The sequence below is a fragment of the Pigmentiphaga kullae genome, from assembly GCF_004216695.1.
GTDB classification, from domain to species: Bacteria; Pseudomonadota; Gammaproteobacteria; order Burkholderiales; family Burkholderiaceae_B; genus Pigmentiphaga; species Pigmentiphaga kullae.
The window spans coordinates 1258589-1281728 of record NZ_SGXC01000001.1 but is presented as its reverse complement, the minus strand read 5'-3'; the positions used below and the strand labels follow the sequence as shown (position 1 = coordinate 1281728).

Sequence of the window (23140 nt, the reverse complement as noted above, 5' to 3'; positions counted from 1 at the left end):
CCCTCGGCGCATCCCCGAGGGGCCCCGCTCAACCGCCGCTGGCTCGCACGCCCACCAAGGGGAAGATGAACGAACCGTCGGCAGGCGCGGACGCCGCCAGCATCGACGCCTCCTCTCCCGCCTCCGCGGGCTGGACCAGGGCGAAGCCCGAGGTCGACGTTCCCGCGTAGGGCCGGGCGCAATTGCCGGCGAAGGTGATGGTGGTCCGGAAATAGTTCTTGCTGGCGTGTGGCGTGACCGATCCCGAGAAGTCGCACCGCCCGCCGCTGGCGGCCACATAGCCGGTCAGGGCCCCTGTTTCGGAGATGGTCGTGGTGAACGTGGAACTCGATTCGACCACCCAGGTGCCCTTGATGTCGTCCAGGCTGGCCTTCTCCTCGTAGCTGGAATCGTAGTCGAGCTTGAAGCTGAAGGCCGCGCCGCCGGACATGTTGCCCTGCAAGGTCTTCTTTTCCTGCACCGTGGAGTTCAGGGAAAAGGCATTGCCGGCCGAGGTCGACACGAAAATCTTGCCGTTGGCGGTGTAGTTTTGGGCCTGGGTCGAGCCCGTACCCAGGATCATCGCAAGACCGCTGCTGCGCGCAAGATGGAATCCCCAGAGCTTGCCGTCGTCCGTCACGAGAAGCGCCAGCGGGTCTCCCTCGCCGGTCACCCCGTCCCAGAAACCTTCCGCATTGGCATTGACGACCGGCGTTCCGCCGCCCCCGTCCCCACCCCCGCCACAAGCCGCCAGCAACCCCAACAATGCGGCGGCCGCCGCGGTCCTAATCTTGTTCATGCCATTTCCTTTGTTCGTATGCTTGATTGACGAAACGGCGCCCCTACCTCTGCGGCGGTCTCCCCTGACGCCGTTCTGTCATCGAAGGTAACACATGATGCTTATGGATACCGAATAGCCGGGGTGAGCGCGGCAAATGGCGGCCAGCGGGCCCGCGCGCCGACTTCCGCCATAATGGATACCGGTCCACGACACGGGAAACGCAACACCATGATCGTCACCTTCAGATCCAAGGCCGCCGGCGAAGTCATCATGCTGGGCGAGCACGCCCGGCCACTGCTGGAACTGGCCGGCAAGATGCCCGAGATCGCCGCGGGCACGCGCGGCGTCTTCACGCCCGAACAACTGCCCGAGGCCATCCGCCGCATCGAGGCCGCGATAGGCGTCGAGAAGGAGCCTCGCTACGACGAGGACAACCCCGAGGAAAAAGAGAAGGCCGCCAGCCACGTGGGCCTGAAGCAGCGCGCCTTTCCGCTGCTGGACATGCTGCGCAAGGCGCGGGCCCAGGACGTCAACGTGACCTGGGAAAGCTGAGGAGCCGCCGCATGACCCGATCTCCCTGGCAGGACGTCCTGGACTTCTGGTTCCTGCCCCCCGGCGATCCCGGCTACCTGAAGCCGCGCCACGTCTGGTTCCAGAAAAACCCCGATTTCGACGCCGAGATCGAACGGCGCTTCCTGCCGCGGGTCGAGCAGGCGGTGGCCGGAGGCCTGCGCGAATGGAAGCGGGAACTGGGCGGGGCGCTGGCGCGCATCGTGCTGCTGGACCAGTTCCCCCGCAACGTCTGGCGCGGCACGCCGCGCGCCTTTGCCGGCGACCCGCAGGCGCTGGCCGACGCGCTGGAACTGATCGACTCGGGCCGCTACCTGCAGCTACCGCCGGTGCAACGGGAATTCGTCTACCTGCCGCTGATGCACAGCGAGAACCCCGGCATCCAGGAACGGTGCGTGGCCTTGTACACCACGCTGGCGCAGGAGCACCCGGCCTCCCAGAACTCGCTGGACTTCGCCATCCGCCACCGCGACATCGTGGAACGCTTCGGCCGCTTCCCTCACCGCAACGCCACCCTGGGGCGGGCCAGCACGGGGCAGGAGCTGGAGTTCCTGAAGCAGCCGGGGTCGGGCTTCTAATCCGGCCTCAAGCCCCCCTGACGGCACCCAGGATGCGGGTGCCAGTCAGGGCATAGGGGATCACACACTCACTTCGGCCAGCTTCGTTCCCGCCGTCGCGGCCGGTTGCCCGCTGTCGCGGATATGCCGGTTGACGGCGCTCAGCACGGCCTTGAACGAAGCCGTGACGATGTCGCTGTCCACGCCCACGCCGAAGCCCGTGGGGGCATCGCCTACGCGCACTTCCACGTAGCAGGCGGCGGTCGCGTCGGCGCCCACGCCTATCGAGTGCTCGTGGTAGTCCATCATCCGCATCGGCATGTTCAGCGCCTGCACGAAGGCGTCGATCGGGCCGTTGCCGGTGCCCACCAGGGTGCTCACCTGGCCATCGGCCTGCACGTCGACCTCGACCCGCACGCCGCCTTCGACGCTGGCCATGCGATGGCGGACGAAGCGATAGGGCTCGTGCTGCTCCAGGTACTCGTGGCTGAAGATGGAGTAGACGTCGGCGGCCACGACCTCCTTGCCGGTTTCGTCGGTCACGCGCTGGATGGCGCGGCTGAACTCGATCTGGAGACGGCGCGGCAAGTCGAAGCCGTATTCCTGCTGCAGCAGGTAGGACACCCCGCCCTTGCCGGACTGGCTGTTCACGCGGATGACGGCGTCATAGCTGCGCCCGAGGTCGGCCGGATCGATGGGCAGGTAGGGAACGTCCCAGACGGCGTCGGGTTGGCGCTGCGCGAAGCCCTTCTTGATCGCATCCTGGTGCGAACCCGAAAACGCGGTGAAGACGAGATCGCCCACGTAGGGATGGCGCGGATGCACCGGCAGCTGGGTGCAGTATTCGACGCAGCGGCGCACGTCGTCGATGTCGGAAAAATCGAGGCCCGGCGAAACGCCCTGGCTATAGCAGTTCAAGGCCAAGGTGACCAGGTCGACGTTGCCGGTGCGTTCGCCGTGGCCGAACAGGCAGCCTTCGATGCGCTCGGCGCCGGCCAGCACGGCCATCTCGGCCGCCGCCACCGCGGTGCCGCGGTCGTTGTGCGGGTGGACGCTGAGGATGATGCTGTCGCGGTTGGCCAAGTTGCGGTGCATCCACTCGATCTGGTCGGCGTAGATGTTGGGCATCGCGCATTCGACCGTGGCCGGAAGGTTCAGGATGATCTTGCGGTTGGGCGTCGCGCCCCAGGCCTCGACCACCGCATCGCACACTTCCTTGGCGAAATCGAGTTCGGACGAACTGAATACTTCGGGCGAATACTGGTAGACCCACTCGGTATCGGGACGCGCGTCGGTCAATTCCTTGATGAGGCGGGTGCCTTCCAGCGCGACCTGCTTGACCTCTTCGCGCGACATGCCGAACACGATGCGGCGGAAGGCCGGCGCGATGGCGTTGTACATGTGCACGATCACCCGGCGGCCGCCCTCGACCGACTCGATGGTGCGGCGGATGAGTTCTTCACGCGATTGCGTCAGCACCTCGATGGTGACGTCCTCGGGCACCCGGTTCTGGTCGATCAGGCCGCGGATGAAATCGAAATCCGTCTGCGAGGCCGAGGGGAAGCCGACTTCGATTTCCTTGAAGCCGATCTGGACCAGCTTCTCGAACATGCGCGTCTTGCGCTCGCCGTTCATGGGTTCGATCAAGGCCTGGTTGCCGTCGCGCAGATCGGTGCTCATCCAGATCGGCGCCTTGGTCATGCGGCGGTTGGGCCAGCTACGCTCGGAAAAATCGTAGGCGGGGAAGGGGCGGTATTTCGCCTCGGGGTTCTTCAACATGATGGACTGCTCCTGCTACTGCGGACTCGGAATGGACGGATGGACCGTGTGAGTGGCCGAGAGGAGGCTGCCGAACTGCCACGAGGACGCTAGGCCCGGCAACCGATCGGTAGTAGTAGCGAGGAAGCAATGAGGACGACGATCGCGCGCACGTCGGCACCCGGCGCGGTTTGGCGCAGGGAGGCGGCGGAGCGGATGGCGGAGGTGGCCATGGTTGCGATCGTGCTTGGGGAAAAATGCGGATAGATGTGATAGTCAACCACAAATCCGGGCATCTGGCAAGCCGCCCCCTTCCCAGTCCCGGGGTAAACCCGGGATACCCCCCTGCCCGTCGCCGGTTCACCATCATTCGACAAGCAGAAGGAGACTGCCGTGGCAAGCTACCAGGCCTTCCATGCCCGATCGGTGGACGAACCCGGGCCGTTCTGGAGCGAGCAGGCGCGGCTCGTTGACTGGCACGCTCCCGCCGCCCAGCCGCTGGACCTGTCGCATCCCCCCTTCTCGCGCTGGTTCGTCGGCGGACTGACCAACCTCTGCCACAACGCGGTCGACCGGCACCTGGCCGAACGCGGCGGCCAGCCCGCGCTGATCCACGTCTCGACCGAAACCGGCACCGAGTCCGCCTACACCTACGCGCAACTGCACGACGAAGTGAACCGGATGGCCGCGGTCATGCAGGCCCTGGGCGTGCGGCGCGGCGACCGGGTACTGATCTACATGCCCATGATTCCCGAAGCCGCGTTCGCGATGCTGGCCTGCGTGCGGATAGGCGCCATCCACTCGGTGGTGTTCGGCGGCTTCGCCTCGGCCAGCCTGGCCACGCGCATCGACGATGCCCGGCCGGCCCTGGTGGTGTCGGCCGACGCCGGCTCGCGCGCGGGCAAGGTCATTGCCTACAAGCCGCTGCTGGACGAGGCGCTGCATCTGGCCTCGCATGCGCCGGCCAGCGTGCTTCTGGTGAACCGGGGCCTGGCGCCCATGTCCATGCAGGAAGGGCGGGACCACGACTACGCGGCGCTGCGCGAGCGCCACGCCCATGCCCGCATTCCCTGCGTCTGGCTGGAGTCGAACGAGCCTTCCTACATCCTCTACACCTCCGGCACCACGGGCAAGCCCAAGGGCGTGCAGCGAGACACCGGCGGCTATGCCGTGGCGCTGGCCGCGTCGATGCGGCACATCTTCTGCGCGCAGGCGGGCGACGTGATGTTCACCACCTCGGACGTCGGCTGGGTGGTCGGCCACAGCTACATCGTCTACGGACCGCTGATCGCGGGCATGACGACTCTGATGTACGAAGGCACGCCGGTGCGCCCCGACGGCGCCATCTGGTGGAAGCTGGTGGAGCAGTATGGCGTCACCCACATGTTCAGCGCCCCCACCGCGATACGGGTGCTGAAGAAGCAGGATCCGGAAACGCTGCGCCGCCACGATCTTTCCACGCTGCGCACCCTGTTCCTGGCCGGCGAGCCGCTGGACGAGCCCACCGCGCGCTGGATACACGAAGCCATCCGCAAGCCCGTGGTCGACAACTACTGGCAGACCGAGACCGGCTGGCCCATGCTGGCGCTGCCGCGCGGGGTGGAGGACCTGCCCACCAAGTTCGGTTCGCCCGGCCTGCCGGTGTACGGCTATCGGCTGAAGATCGTGGACGAACAGACGGGCGAGCCATGCCCGCCCGGACGCAAGGGCGTGGTGGCGCTGGAAGCGCCGCTGCCGCCGGGCTGCATGTCCACGATCTGGGGCGACGACGAACGCTACGTGTCCACCTACTGGTCGGGCTTTCCCGGCAAGCTGCTGTACTCCAGCTTCGATTGGGGCATCCAGGACGAGGACGGCTACGTCACCATCCTGGGCCGCACCGACGATGTCATCAACGTCGCGGGACATCGGCTGGGCACGCGCGAGATAGAGGAAAGCGTCTCCAGCCATCCCGACATCGCCGAGGTCGCGGTGGTGGGCGTGCAGGATGCGCTGAAAGGCCAGGTGGCGATGGCCTTCGCCATCGCGCGCAGCGCCGACCGCGCCGCGACGCCCGAAGGCCGCATGCAATTGGAAGGCGAGGTCATGCAGACGGTCGAGCGCCGGCTGGGCGCCGTGGCCCGCCCGGCGCGGGTGTTCTTCGTGAACGCGCTGCCCAAGACCCGCTCGGGCAAGCTGCTGCGGCGGGCCATCCAGGCCATCGCCGAAGGACGCGACCCCGGCGACCTCACCACCATCGAGGACGCCGGCGCGCTGCGGCAGTTGAAGGATGCGATGTTTCCGCCGGCCTAGCGCCTGGCGGCCGCGGCCAGCGCCTGGCAGAAGGTCCGCGCCGCGGGCCCCGGCGGCGCGTCCACACGATGCGCCAAGTAGGCTTCCGATGCAAGCAGGCTGTCGCGGCCCAGCGCGGAAGCGGCCAGCCGCACCAGCCGGCCCTCGGCCAGGTCCCGTTCCACCTGCCATGCCGGCAGGCGCCCCCAGCCGACTCCCGCAAGGATGAGCTGGTGCTTGGTGTCCTGCGTATTGACGCGACAGGTCTGCGGCGACAGCACGCCGAAGTCCTGTCCCGGCGTCAGCGACGAAGGATCGGCCAGCACGATCTGCAAATGGCTGGCCAGGTCCGCCATCTGCAAGGGCGCAATCGACGCCGCCAGGGGATGGGACGCGGCGGCCACCGCCACCACCTCGACCGCCGCCAGGGCTTGCACGGCGATCTGCGGACTACGGAAATGCTCGCCCACCGTGATGCCCACACCGTAACGCCGGTCGAGCAGTCCCGACAGCGGTCCTCCCAGCGGCTCGACCGCCAGCCGCACCGCCACGGCCGGGTAGCGGGACCGCATCACGTTCAGGGCCTGCGCGACCCAGGCGATGGGGAACAGCGTATCGACCACCAGCGCAAGCTCGAGTTCGACGCCTTCGCCCATGCCCCGGGCCCGCGCACGCATGGCGTCCACGCGCAGCAGGATATCCCGTACGTTGGACAGGAGGGCCTGCCCCTCGTGGGTCAGGACGGGGCGATGTCCGGCACGATCGAACAACGCGACGCCCAGTTCTCCTTCCATCCTGGCGATGGCATGGCTGACGGCCGACTGCGCGCGCCGGAGCCGGCCGGCTCCGGCCCGGAAGCTTCCCGTTTCCGCCACGGCGGCGAACACCCGCATCTGGTCCAGGGTCAGGGCGTCGATCATGATCGATTATTTGGATAGAAAACATCTAAATAATGTCACTTTTGTCGATCGGCGGCCAACTCTATGCTGGCAGCCTGACGCACAGGAACGCACGATGCAGGCAAGCCATCACGACATTGCGGTACGGGAAAAGAACAGCTGGGCGAGTGTCGCGATCATCGTCGGCAGCGGCGTGGTGCTGGCGCTGCAGGTCGGCAAGGCCTCGATCGCCGCGCCGCTGCTGCGTGCCGACATGGGGCTGGATCTGGCCGCCATCGGCTGGCTTACGGCCGTCATCGCCGTGCTCGGCATGCTCGGCGGCATGCCCGCCGGATCGCTGGTGGCGGCCCGCGGCGATCGACGCGTCTTTCTTGCCGGCCTGGGCGCCAGCGCGCTGGGCGCGGCACTGGGCGCGGCCGCACCCGGCTATGGATGGCTGCTGGCTTGCCGCATGCTCGAAGGCCTGGGCTTCCTGCTGGTGGTCGTGGCCGGTCCGGCGCTGCTGCAACGCGTGGTCGCCACCGGACAGCGCGATCTCGCCTTCGCGCTGTGGAGCTGCTTCATGCCCACCGGCATCGCACTGGCGATGCTGCTCGGCCCCCTGTTCTCGTCCTGGCGGACCCTGTGGTGGGGCAGTGCTGCGCTGTCGCTTGCCGCGGCGGGAGCCGTCCTGCTGCTTCCGCCTTCGACGCGCGGCGCCTGGCGGGGATGGCGCGACACGGGCCGCGACGCGCTGGCGACGCTGCGTGGCCGGGAACCCTTGCTGCTGGCCGCGGGCTTCGGGCTGTACAGCCTGCAGTTCTTCGCGCTGTTCAATTTCCTGCCCATTCTGCTGACCGAGCGGATGGGCATGCCGCTACAGGTCGCCGGGCTCCTGGCTGCCGCCGCCACGGCGGCCAACATCGCCGGCAATCTCTGCGCCGGCTTCCTGATGGATCGCGGGGTCGCCAGATGGGCGCTGGTAGCCTGCGGCTGCGTCGTCATGGGTCTGGCCGGAAGCGGCGTCTTCCTGTCCGTGCTGCCCGACGCCGGCAGCTTCGCGCTGTGCGTGCTTTTCTCGGCCGCCGGCGGACTGATCCCCGCCACGCTGCTGGCGACGGCGCCGCGCGCGGCACCCAGTCCGGCCCGGGTACCGCTGGTGGTGGGACTGATGATGCAAGGCAACAACCTGGGCCAGGTGGTGGGCCCGGCCGCGGTCGGCGGCGTGATCCAGGCCCACGGCTGGCCGGCCGCCGCGGGTATCGCCGGCGCGGCGGGCGTCCTGGCGCTGGGCGTGGCCCTGGGGCTGCGGCGATCGGGAAGATGAACGGCAGGGGCTTGAAATGCGCGCGATCGTCCAGAGATTGGGTTCAGGGGACGCCGCAATCGGGTCCCCGTGAAACTTGCTGATCATCAGGAGATTCGAGCCATGAACGCTACTTTTTCGCTGGCGCCCTTGTTCCGCCAATCGGTCGGATTCGACCGTTTCAATGACCTTTTCGAGTCCGTCTTGCGCAACGACGCGGGCAGCACGTATCCGCCCTACAACGTCGAGAAGCGCGGCGACGACGACTACCGCATCGTGATCGCGGCGGCCGGACTGCGCGACGAGGACCTGGACCTGCAGGTCGAGAGCGGCGTGCTGACCGTGACCGGCGGCCGGCGCGAGAAAAGCGAAGACGCCGTCACCTACCTGCACCAGGGCATCGCGCAGCGCGCGTTCAAGCTCTCGTTCCGGTTGGCCGACCATATCGAAGTGCGCGGAGCGCATCTCGAGAACGGTCTGTTGAACATCGACCTGGTCCGGGAAGTGCCCGAGGCCGCCAAGCCTCGACGCATCGAGATCGGCAGCGCCGCTCCCGCGCCGCGCGAACAGCCCGCGCTGGCCAACGCCGCCTGACGGCACGGCGGAGCGGCCACGCTCCGCCTTTCTTTCCTACGCCGCCGCATCCCACACGTCGTGGCTGCGCGGCGTATCGATGCGATAGTCCGTATAGGGCCGCCGCAGCAGCTCGGCCCCCAGCCTCCTGGCCGCTCCGACCGGGTCGCGGGGGTCGCGTGCGACTTCGCCGCGGCGATTGCCCGCGCCATGCACGTAGCCGACGAAGGCCGAGTGGCTGTACCGGGCGAACTCCTGCACCTGATGCACGATGCCCAGCCCCGCTCCGGGGTAGCTCTCTTCCGAGGCCAGGGTCAGCGCCAATCGCTTGCCCTGCATGCGCTCCATGACGTCCGCATGATGCGGATAGGTGCCCGAGTAGTAGGCGAACGAGCGATCGAAGAAGGCCTTGGTCTGCGCCGACATCCCATACCAGTAGATGGGCGTGCAGAACACCACGCCGGCGGCGGGCAGGAACTCTTCCAGAAAGAGTTCGCCATAGCGGTCGGCGGGCAATTCGGACGAAGGCGTACGGTCGCCCAGGAATCCGCTGATGTAGTCGTCCAGGAAGCGCAGGCGTGGGGCAAGGCCCGCATCCCGGGCTCCGGCCTCGACCGCGCGGGCCAGCAGCGCGCTGTTGCCGTCCCGGCGGGGGCTGCCGACCAGGATGAGTATCGAAGAAGATGAGTCCATTTCATGCATTTCCGTGGAAAAGAGTTGCCCGGGCACGCCGGGGATGAAGACGAATTTAGGGGTGATGCCCCGTTCTTGGCGAATGAGCTTCTTTCCAATAAGATGAATTGAATTCATCTCCAAGCCACCAGCCCAGTGTTCGCCCGACTGCCCCTGAACGCCCTGCGCACCTTCGAAGCCGCCGCGCGGCTGCGCAGCTTCAAGCTGGCCGCGCAGGAGCTGCATGTCACGCCCACCGCGGTGTCCCACCAGATCCGGGCGCTGGAACACCACCTGGGAGTGGCCCTGTTCCAGCGCGCGGCGCGCGGCGTGACACTCACCGCCGCAGGGACCCGGCTGTTGGAAACCGTGCACGGCGCGCTGCTGGACATCGGCCAGGCCATGGACGCCCTGCGGCCACGGCCGGGAACGGGCGTGGTCGCCGTCACCACCACCCATTCCTTCGCGGCCCTGTGGCTCGTGCCCCGGCTGGGCCGCTTCTACCAGGAACATCCCGGTTGCGAAGTACGGCTGGATGCCACCGAACGCGTGATCGACCTGCTGCTGGACGCCAGCGTGGACGTGGCCATCCGCTACGGCGGGAGCGAACCGCCGGGCCTGCTGGCACCGGCGGCGCTGGCCGAATCCTTCGGCGTCTACGGCACGCCGGCCGCCGTGCGCGCGGCCGCCAAGGCCAGGCCGACGCTGATCTCGGTGCAATGGCGCGACTCCACCCTGTACGAGCATGGCTGGCGGCAGTGGTGCGCGGCGGCGGACCTGCGCTGGCTGGACGGGCGGCCGCCCATGCGGCATTACGAGGAAGAGCACTACGCCTTGCAGGCGGCGATCGCGGGCCAGGGCCTGGTGCTGGCAAGCTCGGTCATGGTGTCGGATGCCGTCGGCACCGGGCTGCTGCGTCCGTTCAAGCCCGGGGTACGCGTACCGGGCGACCGCTACACCGTGCTGTGCGCCCCGGGCCGCGAGCGCCATCCGCCCGCCCGTGCCTTCCTGGCCTGGATCGAGCGGGAGTTCGCCGGCGCGCGGAGCGACGAGCCGGTCAGCCGGCCGACGCGGTAAAGCGCCAAAATACCGGCATGCGCACCTTTCTTCTATACGTCGCCACCGCCTTTGCGGAGATCGTCGGCTGCTACCTTCCCTACCTGTGGCTGCGGGAAGGACGCTCCGCCTGGCTGCTGGTTCCCGCGTTCGCCAGCCTGGCGCTGTTCGCCTGGCTGCTGACGCTCCATCCCACCGCCGCGGGCCGGGTCTATGCCGCCTACGGGGGTGTCTACATCGGCGCCGCCATCGTGTGGCTGTGGGCCGTGGACGGCATACGGCCCACGTCGTGGGACGTGGCGGGCGCGGCGGTGGCACTGGCCGGCATGGGCATCATCATCTTCCAGCCGCGTTGAACCGGCCGGTTCACCGCCACGAACCCCGCCCGCCCCTACAAACTGCTCATCAACGCCCGCCGCAGTTCATCCTCGGTACGACCGCTGCGCGCCGCGTAGTCCGCCAACTGGTCCTCGCCGATCTTCCCGACGTTGAAGTACTGCGACTCGGGATGGCTGAAGTAGAAGCCGGACACGGCGGCGGCAGGATACATGGCCAGGCTCTCGGTCAGCTCCATGCCGATGTCCTGGCAGGCCATGACCTCGAACATGTCGCGCTTGACGGTGTGCTCCGGGCAGGCCGGGTAGCCGGGGGCGGGGCGGATGCCGCGATAGGCTTCCTTGATCAGCGACTCGTTGTCCAACGCCTCGTCGGCGGCATAGCCCCACAGGTCCTTGCGCACGCGCTCGTGCATGGCTTCGGCGAAGGCCTCGGCCAGGCGATCGGCGATGGCCTTGAGCATGATGCTGGAATAGTCGTCGAACTGCTTCTGGAACTGGGCTTCCCACTTCTCGATACCCAGGCCGGAAGTGACGGCGAACATGCCGATGTAGTCGGCGATGCCGCTGTCCTTGGGCGCGATGAAGTCGGCCAGGCACTTGTTGTCCACGCCTTCGCGCTTGGCGGTCTGCTGGCGCAGATTGCGCCAGGTGAACAGGACTTTCTGCCGCGACTCGTCGGCGTAGACCTCGATGTCATCGTCGTTGACGCTGTTGGCGGGGTAGAAGGCGACGACGCCGTTGGCGGTCAGCCAGCGGCCTTCGATCACGCGCTTGAGCAGGTCCAGGCCGTCGGCATGCACCTTGCGCGCGGAGTCGCCCACCACGGCGTCGTCCAGGATGGCGGGAAAGGCGCCGTGCAGGTCCCAGGTCTGGAAGAAGGGCTGCCAGTCGATGTAGCGCGCGATTTCCGCCAGGTCAAAGTTCTTGAACGTGCGGCGGCCGATGAACTTGGGCCGCGGCGGCTGGTAGCCGTCCCACGCGATGGGCGGCTTGTTCGCGCGCGCCTCGGCCAGCGGGATCAGCGGCGTGGCCTTGCGGTTGGCGTACTGCTCGCGCACGCGCACGTACTCGGCCTTGATCTCATCGATGTATTGCGTCGCCTGCTCCGATACCAGGTTCTGCGCCACGCCCACCGAGCGGCTGGCGTCGGTCACGTAGATGACCGGACCTTCGTAGTGCGGCGCGATCTTCACGGCCGTGTGCACGCGGCTGGTGGTGGCGCCGCCGATCAGGAGCGGCAGGTTGCGTTCGCGGAAATAGTCGTCGCGCTGCATCTCGGCGGCGACGTAGGCCATTTCCTCCAGGCTGGGCGTGATCAGGCCCGAGAGGCCGACGATGTCGGCCTTCTCTTCCTTGGCCTTGGCCAGGATTTCCGCGGCCGGCACCATGACGCCCATGTTGACGACTTCGAAGTTGTTGCACTGGAGCACGACGCTGACGATGTTCTTGCCGATGTCGTGCACGTCGCCCTTGACCGTGGCGATGACGATCTTGCCCTTGGAACGGACGTCGCCGCCGGCGGCCTCGATCTGGCGCTTTTCTTCCTCGATGAAGGGAATGAGGTGCGCCACCGCCTGCTTCATCACGCGCGCGGACTTCACCACCTGCGGCAGGAACATCTTGCCCGAGCCGAACAGGTCGCCGACGACGTTCATGCCGTCCATCAGCGGCCCCTCGATCACCTCGATGGGACGGCCGCCGCGCGCGTCCACGGCCTGGCGGGCTTCCTCGGTGTCCTCGACGATGTAGGTGTTGATGCCGTGCACCAGCGAGTGCGTCAGCCGCTCGCCGTAGGGCAGGCTGCGCCAGGCCAGGTCTTCTTCCTTCTTGGCGCCCGAACCCTTGATCGTGTCGGCGAACTGCACCAGCCGCTCGGTGGACGTGCGTTCGTCGTTCGGATCCTTGCGGCCGAGCGGCTCGGCGCGGTCCAGCACCACGTCCTCGACCAGGTCTCGCAGCACCGGGTCCAGGTCGGCGTATACGCCCAACTGGCCGGCGTTGACGATGCCCATGGTCAGGCCTTCGCGGATGGCGTGGTACAGGAAGACCGTATGGATGGCTTCGCGCATGGGCTCGTTGCCGCGGAACGAGAAGCTGACGTTGGAGATGCCGCCCGATACCTTGGCGTGCGGCAGGTTCTGCCGGATCCAGCGCGTGCCTTCGATGAAGTCCACGGCGTAGTGATTGTGCTCGTCGATGCCGGTCGCAATGGCGAACACGTTCGGATCGAAGATGATGTCCTCGGGCGGAAAGCCCACCTCTTCCACCAGCAGCTTGTAGGCGCGTCCGCAGATGTCGATGCGGCGCTGCAGGGTGTCGGCCTGCCCCTTCTCGTCGAAGGCCATGACCACCACCGCCGCGCCGTAGCGGCGGCACAGCCGGGCCTGGTGCAGGAAGGGCTCGATGCCTTCCTTCATCGAGATCGAGTTGACGACGCATTTGCCCTGCACGCACTTCAGGCCGGCCTCGATCACACTCCACTTGGAACTGTCGATCATGACCGGCACGCGCGAGATGTCGGGCTCGGAGGCGATCAGGTTCAGGAAACGCGCCATGCTGGCCTGCGAATCCAGCATGGCCTCGTCCATGTTGATGTCGATGATCTGCGCGCCGTTCTCGACCTGCTGGCGGGCCACGGCCAGCGCCTCGTCGAATTTTTCCTCGCGGATCAGGCGCGCGAACATCTTGCTGCCGGTGACGTTGGTGCGCTCGCCCACGTTGACGAACAGGGTCTGCTCGTCGATGTTCAACGCTTCAAGACCCGACAACCGCATCTTCGCCTCGATCGCCGGGGGCTGGCGCAGCGGCAGGCCCGCCACCTTGTCGGCGATGGCGCGGATGTGCTCGGGCGTGGTGCCGCAACAGCCGCCCACGACGTTGACGAAACCCGCCCGCGCGAACTCCTCCAACAGGCGCGAGGTGTCTTCCGGCGTTTCGTCGAAGCCGGTGTCGCTGAGCGGATTGGGCAGGCCGGCGTTCGGATAGACACAGACGAAGGTGTCGCTGATCTTGGACAGTTCGGCGATGTAGGGCCGCATCAGCGCCGCGCCCAGCGCGCAGTTCAGGCCGATGGTGATCGGGCGCGCGTGGCGCACCGAGTTCCAGAAGGCCTCGACCGTCTGCCCCGAGAGGATGCGCCCGGAGGCATCGGTGACCGTGCCCGAGACCATGACGGGCAGGCGCTCGCCGCGTGCCTCGAACACTTCCTCGACAGCGAAGATGGCCGCCTTGGCGTTCAGCGTGTCGAAGATGGTCTCGATCAGGACGAGATCGATGCCGCCGTCCAGCAGCCCGTTCAACTGCTCGGCGTAGGCCGCGCGCAGTTCGTCGAAGGTCACGTTGCGCGCCGCGGGGTCGTTCACGTCGGGCGAGATCGACGCCGTCTTGGGCTGGGGCCCCAGCGCGCCGGCCACGAAGCGCGGCCGCTCGGGCGTGCTGAATTCGTCGCAGGCCTGGCGCGCCAGCCTGGCCGAGGCCAGGTTCAGTTCGTAGGCCAGTTCGGGCAGCTCGTAGTCGCCCTGGGCGATGGAAGTGGCGCCGAAGGTGTTGGTCTCGAGGATGTCCGCGCCCGCGGCCAGGTAGCCCCGGTGGATTTCCAGGATGACGTCGGGCCGGGTCAGGCTGAGCAGTTCGTTGTTGCCGCGCACGTCCTTGCCGTGCGCGGCGAAGCGCTCGCCCCGGAACGCCGCCTCGTCCAGCTTGTAGCGCTGGATCATGGTGCCCATCGCGCCATCCAGGATCTGGATGCGTTCGGTCAGCAGGCGCGCGAAGTCGGCACCGCGCGTGTAGGACGAGGGAGGGTACGGAAGGGCGGGGTAAGACATGGGCGGGCGGCCTCGATGGGCAGCCCTGGCGATGCGCTGACCGCTCCGGGCTGCCGGCTAAGTCGAATCCACCATTTTACCAAGGACTCCCCTGGCATCGCCCGCCGCGTTTCAGTGCAGCCGGCCACCCAGCCGCTTGAACGCGAACGGCTTCATGCCATCCAGGTTCAGGATGGGCTCGGAACTGGCCCGCACCCGCCGGCGCGCCGGCAGTTCGGGCAGGCGCGGCTCGCCCTCGGCCGGGGCTTCCCCGCGCCAGGCGCCCACCGCCGCCTCGACCACCTCGGCGATTTCCTCGCCCCGGTTGTACTGGGCCCGCAGCCACTTGCTGTCGCCGCCGTGCGTGAAGATTTCCTCGCGCAGGGCCTCCAGCAGGTCCGCCGTGCCCAGGCCGCGCGCCACCGGCATCAGTCGCTCGAAGGTCATGCGCAGGTGCTCGCTCAGGCGGATGCGGCCATGGGCGGGATCGACGTAGTTGCCGTGCAGCCCGAAGCGGGTGGCTTGGAAGCGGTTGGTCCGGTAGGCCATCCACGCGTCGGCGCCGGGCGTGGGTTCGTCGGCCAGGACGATGCCCAGCGCCTGCGCGAAGGCCGCCAGCTGGCACGCCTTCTCGACGGTGAGCGGGGTGTCGCAGACGCGGATCTCGACGGTGCCGAACTCGGGCTTGGGCCGCACGTCCCAGTACAGGTCCTTGATGCTCTCGATCAGGCCAGAGGTCTGGAGCTGCGCGAAGTAGGCTTCGAAGCCGTGCCAGTCCACCACCTCGGGAGGCAGGTGCCCGCACATGGGGAAGGCGTTCAGCGCGTTCAGGCGGCTGCATGCGAATTGGGTATCGACCCCTTCGAAGTAGGGGGACGAGGCCGACATCGCGATGAAGTGCGGCACGTAGGGCGACAGCTTCTGGGTCATGGCGATCGCGGCGTCGCCGCTGGGCACGCCCAGGTGGATGTGCTGGCCGAACACGGTGAACTGGCGGGCCAGGTAGCCGTACATCTCGGACAGGTACTGGAAGCGGGGCGAATCGAAGATGGTCCGGTCGTGCCAGCGCATGAACGCGTGCGTGCCGCCGCCGGCCACGCGCACGCCCACGGCGTCGGCAGCCTCGACCAGCAGGTCGCGCATCTCCCGCATCTCTTCCAGCAGGCGGGCGGGATCGGTATGCACCGATGAATTCAGTTCGATCATGGACCGGGTGATCTCGGGTTTGACCCGGTCCGCGTACGGATGGTTGGCGATCTGGGCAAGCAGCTCTTCGGCGGCGCCCCGCAGGTCGAAGGTTTGCGGATCGACGATCTGGAGTTCGAGCTCGATGCCCAGCGTGTGGGGCGCGGATGCCGTGAATGCGATGGACTGCATCGGGGTCTCCTTTGGAAAGGTGGCCGGGGTGAGTCATCTACCCGGGGGGCGACGCCGGACGCGCAAGGGCGTCGGGGCAGCATCACGTGAAGGAATCGTTGGGCGAGTTTAGCCGCTGGTTGATGACAGATTCCGGAAAATTGACCGATCTTAAGTGTTTCCCCTAGGCCGATACCCGAAAAATCGGGGCCCAGGAGTAAGCATCCACTGACAAATCAGCAAAAACGCGGGAGTGCGGGAGAAACCCGCCGGAAACGCCCGGCCGGCCTGGGGACGGGCGTGGAAGCGCGGGCAGGCGGATTGAAGGTATTCGTGAGTATGCCGCGCCTGCCGACGCGATGACAGGGGCCATTATAGCCCCATTGATTATGAGTGTGTACTTACCACCAAGGCCGGCGCGGAAGCGCCGGCCCGGCGGCCTCAGTGCAGGGTGACGGGATGGTGCATGTAGTCGTCGAACTGGCTCAGGAACTCGTCCACGTCTTCCATCGAAGGCTCGGTGGCGATCAGCTCCCGCACCTGAGAGCGGAATTGCTCGGCCGATTCGCCCGCGATATAGATCTCGCGGCGCGCCTGCTTGTCGACGATTTCGAATCCCCCCGCGGAGGCGCCATCGAGCTGGGCGAACTCCACCACGACATAGTTGGGACTGTTGTAGATCATTTCCATGGTCTGGCTCCTGGAGACAGGGGTCTGACCGACCACCTGTTCATTAAGTTGGTGCCTACGTTTGGAAATCAAGAGGGCCAACCGGATTGATACCGCCTATCGGCCACACCATGCTCGATACCGGCTAACCCCCGTACAGCTTCACCGCTCCTGCAAAACCTGGTCCATCCAATTGCCGGCGCAACTCGGCGACGTGCTGGGCCGCGCTGACCTCTATCCACAACCGGGCCGGCCGGGCTTGCCGGAGCAGCCTTGCCACGGTTACCCGCAGCGGCAACTGCCCCACGCAACAAACGCACCCGGGCGCCAGCTGTACCAGTTCGACCCCCGCAGGGGCGGACAAAGTTCCCGGCCCCCCCTCGACGATCACCGCCTGCAACCCTTCGTCCGTATGCTCCTGGGCGCCTTCCAACGCCAGACTGCGTCCTTCACGTAAGTGAGCACCAACTAATATCACGACAGGGACAGGATTCATTTCCGCCAGAATGCCCGGGTGAACAGGACGAGTACAGCAAACAATTCCAAGCGGCCGATCAGCATGGCGAAGGTACAGATCCAGGTCTGGGCGTCGCTCAGCACGGCGAACGTGCCGGCCGGCCCGACGTCCGCCAGGCCCGGTCCGGTGTTGCTGAGGCTGGCCAGGACGGCCGTGAAGGCCGTGACCGGATCCAGGCCCGTATAGAGCATGGCCATGGTCAGCGCCATCAGCGAGGCCCAGTACAGCAGCATGAAGGCCATGACCGAGAACACGACCCGGTTGGGCACCGGCAGGCCGCCTATGTGTACCGGGTTGATGGCGCGCGGATGCAGGATGTGGATGAGTTCCCGGCGCGCCTGCTTGACCAGGATCACCACGCGGATCATCTTGATGCCGCCGCCGGTGGAGCCGGCGCAGGTGGCGAAGCAGGAAAGCACCAGCATCCAGACCGGGGCGAAGATGGGCCAGGTCGAATAATCGGTGCTGACGAAGCCGGTGGTGGTCGCCACCGACACGGTGTTGAACAGCGCGAAGCGCAGGGCGGTCCAGACCGAATCGTAGTTCCCCCGCTGCAGCAGGAGCGCGGTGATCGCGGCGACCGAGATGGCCAGGACCGCCAGATAGGCCTTGGCCTCGGTGCTGCGCCAGTAGGGCCCCAGGCTGCGGCGCCGGAACGCCTGGAAGTGCAGGGTGAAGCTGATGCCGGCGATGGTCATGAACACCACGGCGACCATCTCGATGGCGGGCGAATCGAAGGCCGCGAAGCTCGCGTCGCGTGTCGAGAAGCCGCCCAGGCCGATGGTCGAGGCCATGTGGCAATAGGCTTCGTACCAGTTCATGCCCGCCATCCGGTAGGCCAGCAGGCACAGCACCGAGATCAGCATGTAGATGGCATACAGTCCCTTGGCCGTGCCGGTGATGCGCGGGGTGAGCTTCTCGTCCTTCATCGGGCCCGGCGTCTCGGCCCGGAACAACTGGCTGCCGCCCGCGCCCAGCATGGGCAGGATGGCCACCGCCAGCACCAGGATACCCATGCCGCCTATCCACACCAGGGTGCAGCGCCAGACGTTGATCGACGGCGGCAGGTCGTCCAGCCCCGACAGCACCGTGGCGCCGGTGGTGGTGATGCCGGACATGGCCTCGAAATAGGCGTCGGTCATGGACAGCGGCGCACCGATCTGGTGGTAGTAGAACAGGAGCGGCAGCGTGGCGATCAGCGCCAGCACGCTCCAGACCAGCGACACCAGCAGGAAGCCGTCGCGCGGCGTCAGCTCGCGCCGCTGGCTGCGCGTGGCCAGGCACAACAGCAGCCCGCCGATCAGGCCGACGACCATGGCGTGGATGAACGCGTCCCGCGCCCCATCGGAAAAGATGAAGGACGTCGCCAGCGGAATCGCCATCGTCATCGAGAACAGGGCGATGACGAGTCCGAGGACGTGCAGGACCGGAAGCAGTTTGCGCATGCAGCGGGGCCGAAAGGATCAGAAGAAGGTCGCCGAGACCTGGAACAGCTTTTCCACTTGCGCGATCAGCCTCTGGTGCGCCACGAAGACGATGACGTGGTCGTCCGATTCGATGACGGTGTCGTGGTGCGCCATCAGCACCTCGTCCTGGCGCACCACGGCGCCGATGGTGGCGCCCTGCGGCAGGCCGATGTCCTCGATCCGGCGGCCCACGACCTTCGAGGACTTGGCATCGCCGTGGGCGATGGCTTCCAGGGCCTCGGTCACGCCGTGCCGCAGGCGGTGGACCGACACCACGTCGCCGCGCCGCACGTAGCGCAGCAGCTCGCCTATGGTGGCCTCGGACGGCGAAATGGCGATGTCGATGCGGCCGCCCTCCATCAGTTCGCCGTAGCTCTTGCGCCCGATCAGCGCGATCACCCGGCGGGCGCCCATGCGCTTGGCCAGCAGCGACGACATGATGTTGTCCTCGTCGTCGCTGGTCAGCGCCAGGAACAGATCCATCTCGGCGACGTTCTCGTCTTCCAGCAGGTTCTCGTCGGTGGCGTCGCCGTTCAGGATCAGGGAACGGCTGGGGAGCTGGGTGGCCAGGAATTCGCAGCGCCGGCGGTTGCGCTCGATGACCTTGACGTCGCACTGGTCGCTGATGCCGCGGGCCAGCCGCAGGCCGATGTTGCCGCCGCCGGCGATCATGACCCGCTTGACGCGCTTGTCGCTCTCGCGCAGCTCGCGGATGATCTGGCGCACGTGGCGGGTGTTGGCCAGGAACAGGACCTCGTCGCCCGGCTCGATGCGCGTGTCGCCCTCGGGCGGCACCAGCCGGTTGTTGCGGAATATCGCGATGATGCGGACATCGGCGCCCGGCAGGCGCTCGCGCAGGGACTGGATGGGCTGGTCCGCCAGCGGGCTGCCGGCGGCGGCGCGCACGGTCACGGCGCAGACCCGGCCGCCCGCGAAGTCCACCACCTGCAGCGCCTCGGGGATCTCGACCAGCTTCTCGATGTAGCTGGTCACGCTGCGCTCGGGGCAGATCAGGTGGTCGACGTCGAAACCGTCCTCGGCCATCAGTTCCTCGTGGTCGAGGAACTCGGACGAACGCACGCGCGCGATGCAGCGCGGCACGTTGAACACTTTCTTGGCGATCTTGCAGGCGACCAGGTTGCTTTCGTCGGCGGTCACGCAGGAAATGAAGAGATCGGCATCGGCCGCCCCGGCCTCCTGCAGGGTGGACACGTGGGTACCGTTGCCCATCAGGCCCCGCAGGTCCAGGCGATCCTGGAGCACGGACAGACGGGCCCCGTCGGTATCGATGACGGTGATGTCGTTGTGCTCGGACACCAGGTTCTCGGCCACGCTGGTCCCCACCTGGCCAGCGCCGAGTATCAGGATCTTCATACGCCTCGTTTACGCGAGAGTTCGATTCCCAGTTGCTTGAGCTTGCGGTACAGGTGGGTGCGCTCCAGCCCCGTCTTGTCGGCCACGCGGGTCATGCTGCCGCCCTCGCGCGCCAGGTGATGCTCGAAATAGACCCGCTCGAAGGCGTCGCGCGCCTCGCGCAGCGGCAGGTCGAGCGACAGGCTGAGCAGCGGCGAACGCGGCTGGTTGTCGTGCAAGGCCACCGAGCCGGCCGAGCGGTCGACGGCCGGCGCAAGCCCGGGGGCGGGCGCGCGCATGCCGTCGCCGGCCACGGGCGGCGCGGGCGCATAACCCGGCATGGCGGGCCGCGCGGGGGTTTGCGGCGCCGCCGGCTTGGCTCCCGCCCGGCCCCGCTCCAGCGCGCCGGCGATGGTCTTGAGCAGGCGCGTCATGGTGATCGGCTTCTCGAGGAAGTCGATCGCGCCGATGCGGGTCGCCTCGACCGCCGTATCGATGGTCGCGTGGCCGCTCATCATGATGACGGGCATGTCGAGCAGGTCCTGGGCCGCCCATTCCTTGAGCAGCGTCACGCCATCGGTGTCGGGCATCCAGATATCGAGCAGAACCACGTCGGGACGATTGGCGGCGCGCAGCGCGCGCGCGGCCGAGGCATTTTCGGCCAGATCGACCGTATGCCCTTCGTCGTAAAGAATTTCCGACAGGAGTTCGCGGATGCCGACCTCGTCGTCAACCACCAAAATTCTGGCCATATCTTTAGAAACCTCTGTTACGCGGACTGCGCCCCCGCAGTCTCGGAAAAACGAGCGGCATCGTGTGCAACGTCCGTACCCCCGGCGAGCCGAGTGAATAGTATAGAGACCATTGCCCCACCTTCGGGCCGGTTGGCAAGATCAATTCTGCCTCCGTGCTCCTCGACGATCTTCTTGACGATGGCCAGCCCCAGCCCCGTCCCCCGCACCTTGGTCGTGATGTAGGGCTCGAAGGCGCGCTGCAGGATGCGCGCGGCGAAGCCGGTGCCGGTATCGGTCACCATGAATTTGATGGATGCGTGCTCGCGGCCGTCGGGCAGCCGCGTCTGGATCAAACGCGTGCTGACCGAGATGCGATCGCTGGAAGTGGGCCCCGCCGGCGCGCCTTCCCCGGCCTGGCGGGCCGCTTCCTTGGCCTTCTCCTCGATGGAGTCGCGGGCGTTGGCGATCAGGTTGTGGATGACCTGGCGCAACTGGGTGGCGTCGCCGCGCACGCGCGGCAGCACCGACTCCAGATCGACCGACAGCGCGATGTTGCCGGTGCCGGCCTTCAGCACGCCACCCGCCGTATCCCATCCGTACAGGGTCAGGACCTCGGCCACCAGTTCGTTCAGGTCCAGCAGCTGGTGCTGGGCCGGCGGCGTCCGGGCGTATTCGCGGAAATCGTCCACCATGCGCTGCATGGAACTGACCTGGTTGATGATGGTGGTGGTCGAGCGCTTGAGCATGTCGGCGTCGGGCTGCGCGAGCTTGTCGGCCAGCTTGATGGCGATCCGCTCGGCCGAGAGCTGGATGGGCGTCAGGGGGTTCTTGATCTCGTGCGCCAGCCGCCGCGCGACCTCGCCCCAGGCGACGGCGCGGTTGGCCGAGATGACCTCGGTAATGTCGTCGAACACCACCACGTAGCCCCCACTCGCTCCCGCCACCGGCAGGTGTGATCCTCGCGCGAGCAGGGTAATCGTATTGTCGTCGCCGGTGGGATCGGAATTGTTACCTTCGCGCGCCCCGTCCCTCTCGGCGGCGGGCTGCGGCCGGACGATCTCGAACTGCTGCTGCCAGTACTGGCGCCCGGTGCCCGCCGCGGCGTGCTCGGCGAAGGCCGTGCGTATGGTCTGCGCGAAGGCGGTCAGCCCGTCTATGGTTTCCAGCGGCCGCCCGGTTACCGCGCGCAGGTCCACCCGCAGGATCTGCTGGGCGCCGCGGTTCACGGTGGCGACGCGGAAGGCCTCGTCGAACACCAGCACCCCCGACGACAGGTTCGACAGGATGCTTTCCAGGTAGACGTTGCTGCGTTCGAGCTGGCGCCGGTTGCTCTCCACCATGCGGCGCGCCTCGTCCAGCTGGCGGGTCATGGCGTTGAACGACCGGGTCAGCTGGCCCAGCTCGTCGCTCTGGGGCGGCTCGGGAATCGGCCGATAGTCGCCCACCCCTACCGCCTGCGTGCCCTCGGCCAGGCGCAGCAGCGGCCGCACCATCCGCGACGACAGCGAGAACGCCGCCGCGATCGCCGCGAACACCGCCAGCAGCAGCGCCAGGGTCAGCGTGATGCCGTACAGCTTGCGCAGGCCCACCCGCGACAGCGACAGCTCCTGGTAGTCGCGATAGCCGCTCTGGACTTCCTCGGCGTTGCTGGCGATCTGTTCCGGCACGCCCTGCAACAGTTGCAGGTAGCGCGACTCGGCCGGCAGCACGCCGGGCAGCTCGAAGCCGCCGACGGGCGCGATGGGCACGATCACGCGCAGCCGCAGGGCGCCGCCATTGGCGCTGTCGCGGGTGGTGCCCAGCGGCCCCTGCACGCCTTCCACGGTGGTCGGACTGGCGGTGCTGTTGGCCTCGGCCGCGGCATAGGAGCGCGCGATCTTCAATTGCCGCAGCACCTGCGGCGTGGGCGTCTCCGGCACCAGCGAACCGTAGGAATTGGTGGACCAGGCGATGACCCGGCCGCTGGAGGTGAACACCATCGCGTCCTGCACCCCGACCTGCTCGCGCAGCCGGGTCAGCGACAGCCCCACGTTCGCTTCCTGGTTGTCGCCCAGCTCGATGGACATGGTGCGCGCCTTGGCGTTCATCTCCTGGAGCTGCGAATCGAGCGCCGCCCGACCCAGGTTCAGGCCTGACTCGAGCGCGGTGTCCACCCGCACGTTGAACCACGACTCGATGGAGCGCGACAGGAATTGCACCGACAACATGTAGATCAGCACGCCGGGTACGACCCCCACCAGCGCGAATGCCAGCGCAAAGCGGGAGGTGAGCCGGGCGCCGAACTGGCCGCGCCGCAGCTGCCCCATCAGCCTGACGGTCAGCGCGACCACCCAGGCGAACAGCGCCAGCGCGATGACGGCGTTGAGCCCCAGCAGCAGGCCGTACTGCTGTTCCAGGCGGGACGAATTGCCGGTGGACCAGGCCAGCAGGAACAGCAGCAGGAGGGCGCTCACGCCCCCCATGCCCAGCAGGACGCGCAGGAAGCGGTTCAGGATACGTACGC

18 protein-coding genes are annotated in these 23140 nt (G+C 67.3%); 7 read left to right on the top strand and 11 right to left on the bottom strand.

From position 1 onward, the window contains the following. Positions 1-28 precede the first annotated feature (28 nt). Entirely contained in the window at positions 29-778 is a 750-nt protein-coding gene (locus EV675_RS06295) for a hypothetical protein (RefSeq protein WP_130356480.1), read from the bottom strand. A 210-nt stretch (positions 779-988) separates the two neighbouring features. On the opposite strand from EV675_RS06295, the gene EV675_RS06290 reads away from it, so the two are divergent. Continuing rightward, a complete protein-coding gene (locus EV675_RS06290; RefSeq protein WP_130356479.1) occupies positions 989-1312 on the top strand; it encodes a DUF1840 domain-containing protein in 324 nt (107 codons plus the stop codon). Between the two features lie 11 nt (positions 1313-1323). Next, positions 1324-1908, top strand: coding sequence for a DUF924 family protein (locus EV675_RS06285; RefSeq protein WP_130356478.1), 585 nt, complete (start codon positions 1324-1326; stop codon positions 1906-1908). A 60-nt stretch (positions 1909-1968) separates the two neighbouring features. Here the strand turns inward: EV675_RS06285 and leuA are convergent, their stop codons facing one another. Then, positions 1969-3669 carry a 2-isopropylmalate synthase gene (gene leuA, locus EV675_RS06280; protein WP_130356477.1) on the bottom strand — a complete coding sequence of 567 codons (1701 nt, stop codon included), beginning with the start codon at positions 3667-3669 and terminating at the stop codon, positions 1969-1971. A 369-nt stretch (positions 3670-4038) separates the two neighbouring features. Here leuA and prpE point away from each other — a divergent pair, with 369 nt between their 5' ends. Then, positions 4039-5937: a propionate--CoA ligase gene (prpE, locus tag EV675_RS06275; protein WP_242621347.1), complete on the top strand. Its 1899-nt coding sequence runs from the start codon at positions 4039-4041 to the stop codon at positions 5935-5937. Here prpE and EV675_RS06270 read toward each other — a convergent pair. Next, positions 5934-6836 (bottom strand): LysR family transcriptional regulator, encoded by a 903-nt coding sequence (locus tag EV675_RS06270; RefSeq protein WP_130356475.1) that lies wholly within the window; start codon positions 6834-6836, stop codon positions 5934-5936. The genes prpE and EV675_RS06270 overlap by 4 nt on opposite strands. Positions 6837-6930: 94 nt before the next feature. On the opposite strand from EV675_RS06270, the gene EV675_RS06265 reads away from it, so the two are divergent. After that, positions 6931-8121: an MFS transporter gene (locus EV675_RS06265; protein WP_130356474.1), complete on the top strand. Its 1191-nt coding sequence runs from the start codon at positions 6931-6933 to the stop codon at positions 8119-8121. A gap of 102 nt (positions 8122-8223) precedes the next feature. Next, a complete protein-coding gene (locus EV675_RS06260) occupies positions 8224-8694 on the top strand; it encodes an Hsp20 family protein (protein ID WP_130356473.1) in 471 nt (156 codons plus the stop codon). A 36-nt stretch (positions 8695-8730) separates the two neighbouring features. Here EV675_RS06260 and EV675_RS06255 read toward each other — a convergent pair whose 3' ends face one another. Next, on the bottom strand, positions 8731-9366 hold the full coding sequence (locus EV675_RS06255; RefSeq protein WP_130356472.1) for a flavodoxin family protein: 636 nt from the start codon (positions 9364-9366) through the stop codon (positions 8731-8733). Between the two features lie 135 nt (positions 9367-9501). Here EV675_RS06255 and EV675_RS06250 point away from each other — a divergent pair, with 135 nt between their 5' ends. Together EV675_RS06250 and EV675_RS06245 are read left to right on the top strand one after the other, a co-directional pair. Further along, positions 9502-10422, top strand: a complete 921-nt coding sequence (locus EV675_RS06250) for a LysR substrate-binding domain-containing protein (protein WP_130356471.1) — start codon at positions 9502-9504, stop codon at positions 10420-10422. 17 nt (positions 10423-10439) lie between these two features. Then, positions 10440-10757, top strand: coding sequence for a YnfA family protein (locus EV675_RS06245; RefSeq protein WP_130356470.1), 318 nt, complete (start codon positions 10440-10442; stop codon positions 10755-10757). A 35-nt stretch (positions 10758-10792) separates the two neighbouring features. On the opposite strand, the gene metH is transcribed toward EV675_RS06245, so the two are convergent. The 7 genes from metH to EV675_RS06210 all read right to left on the bottom strand — a co-directional run bounded on the left by metH (position 10793) and on the right by EV675_RS06210 (position 23129). Then, positions 10793-14563: a methionine synthase gene (metH, locus tag EV675_RS06240; RefSeq protein WP_130356469.1), complete on the bottom strand. Its 3771-nt coding sequence runs from the start codon at positions 14561-14563 to the stop codon at positions 10793-10795. A gap of 111 nt (positions 14564-14674) precedes the next feature. Next, complete coding sequence (locus EV675_RS06235) at positions 14675-15919, bottom strand: YbdK family carboxylate-amine ligase (protein ID WP_130356468.1); 1245 nt, start codon at positions 15917-15919, stop codon at positions 14675-14677. A gap of 420 nt (positions 15920-16339) precedes the next feature. After that, positions 16340-16588 (bottom strand): BTH_I0359 family protein, encoded by a 249-nt coding sequence (locus tag EV675_RS06230; RefSeq protein WP_124687290.1) that lies wholly within the window; start codon positions 16586-16588, stop codon positions 16340-16342. Between the two features lie 471 nt (positions 16589-17059). Further along, positions 17060-18529 (bottom strand): TrkH family potassium uptake protein, encoded by a 1470-nt coding sequence (locus EV675_RS06225; RefSeq protein WP_130356467.1) that lies wholly within the window; start codon positions 18527-18529, stop codon positions 17060-17062. A gap of 18 nt (positions 18530-18547) precedes the next feature. Continuing rightward, entirely contained in the window at positions 18548-19924 is a 1377-nt protein-coding gene (gene trkA, locus EV675_RS06220) for a Trk system potassium transporter TrkA (protein WP_130356466.1), read from the bottom strand. Continuing rightward, positions 19921-20655: a response regulator gene (locus EV675_RS06215; protein ID WP_130356465.1), complete on the bottom strand. Its 735-nt coding sequence runs from the start codon at positions 20653-20655 to the stop codon at positions 19921-19923. The genes trkA and EV675_RS06215 overlap by 4 nt, the downstream gene beginning before the upstream one ends. Before the next feature lie 17 nt (positions 20656-20672). Then, positions 20673-23129, bottom strand: coding sequence for a sensor histidine kinase (locus tag EV675_RS06210; RefSeq protein ID WP_130357925.1), 2457 nt, complete (start codon positions 23127-23129; stop codon positions 20673-20675). Between the last annotated feature and the right edge of the window lie 11 nt (positions 23130-23140).

What these genes read in the sequence shown, in the direction of transcription:
- trkA (WP_130356466.1), bottom strand. Translation starts at nt 19,924, where the DNA reads ATGAAGATCCTGATACTCGGCGCTGGCCAGGTGGGGACCAGCGTGGCC.
- EV675_RS06270 (WP_130356475.1), bottom strand. Translation starts at nt 6,836, where the DNA reads ATGATCGACGCCCTGACCCTGGACCAGATGCGGGTGTTCGCCGCCGTG.
- EV675_RS06265 (WP_130356474.1), top strand. Translation starts at nt 6,931, where the DNA reads ATGCAGGCAAGCCATCACGACATTGCGGTACGGGAAAAGAACAGCTGG.
- EV675_RS06285 (WP_130356478.1), top strand. Translation starts at nt 1,324, where the DNA reads ATGACCCGATCTCCCTGGCAGGACGTCCTGGACTTCTGGTTCCTGCCC.
- EV675_RS06235 (WP_130356468.1), bottom strand. Translation starts at nt 15,919, where the DNA reads ATGCAGTCCATCGCATTCACGGCATCCGCGCCCCACACGCTGGGCATC.
- EV675_RS06245 (WP_130356470.1), top strand. Translation starts at nt 10,440, where the DNA reads ATGCGCACCTTTCTTCTATACGTCGCCACCGCCTTTGCGGAGATCGTC.
- EV675_RS06295 (WP_130356480.1), bottom strand. Translation starts at nt 778, where the DNA reads ATGAACAAGATTAGGACCGCGGCGGCCGCCGCATTGTTGGGGTTGCTG.
- EV675_RS06255 (WP_130356472.1), bottom strand. Translation starts at nt 9,366, where the DNA reads ATGGACTCATCTTCTTCGATACTCATCCTGGTCGGCAGCCCCCGCCGG.
- EV675_RS06290 (WP_130356479.1), top strand. Translation starts at nt 989, where the DNA reads ATGATCGTCACCTTCAGATCCAAGGCCGCCGGCGAAGTCATCATGCTG.
- EV675_RS06225 (WP_130356467.1), bottom strand. Translation starts at nt 18,529, where the DNA reads ATGCGCAAACTGCTTCCGGTCCTGCACGTCCTCGGACTCGTCATCGCC.
- EV675_RS06230 (WP_124687290.1), bottom strand. Translation starts at nt 16,588, where the DNA reads ATGGAAATGATCTACAACAGTCCCAACTATGTCGTGGTGGAGTTCGCC.
- EV675_RS06260 (WP_130356473.1), top strand. Translation starts at nt 8,224, where the DNA reads ATGAACGCTACTTTTTCGCTGGCGCCCTTGTTCCGCCAATCGGTCGGA.
- metH (WP_130356469.1), bottom strand. Translation starts at nt 14,563, where the DNA reads ATGTCTTACCCCGCCCTTCCGTACCCTCCCTCGTCCTACACGCGCGGT.
- EV675_RS06215 (WP_130356465.1), bottom strand. Translation starts at nt 20,655, where the DNA reads ATGGCCAGAATTTTGGTGGTTGACGACGAGGTCGGCATCCGCGAACTC.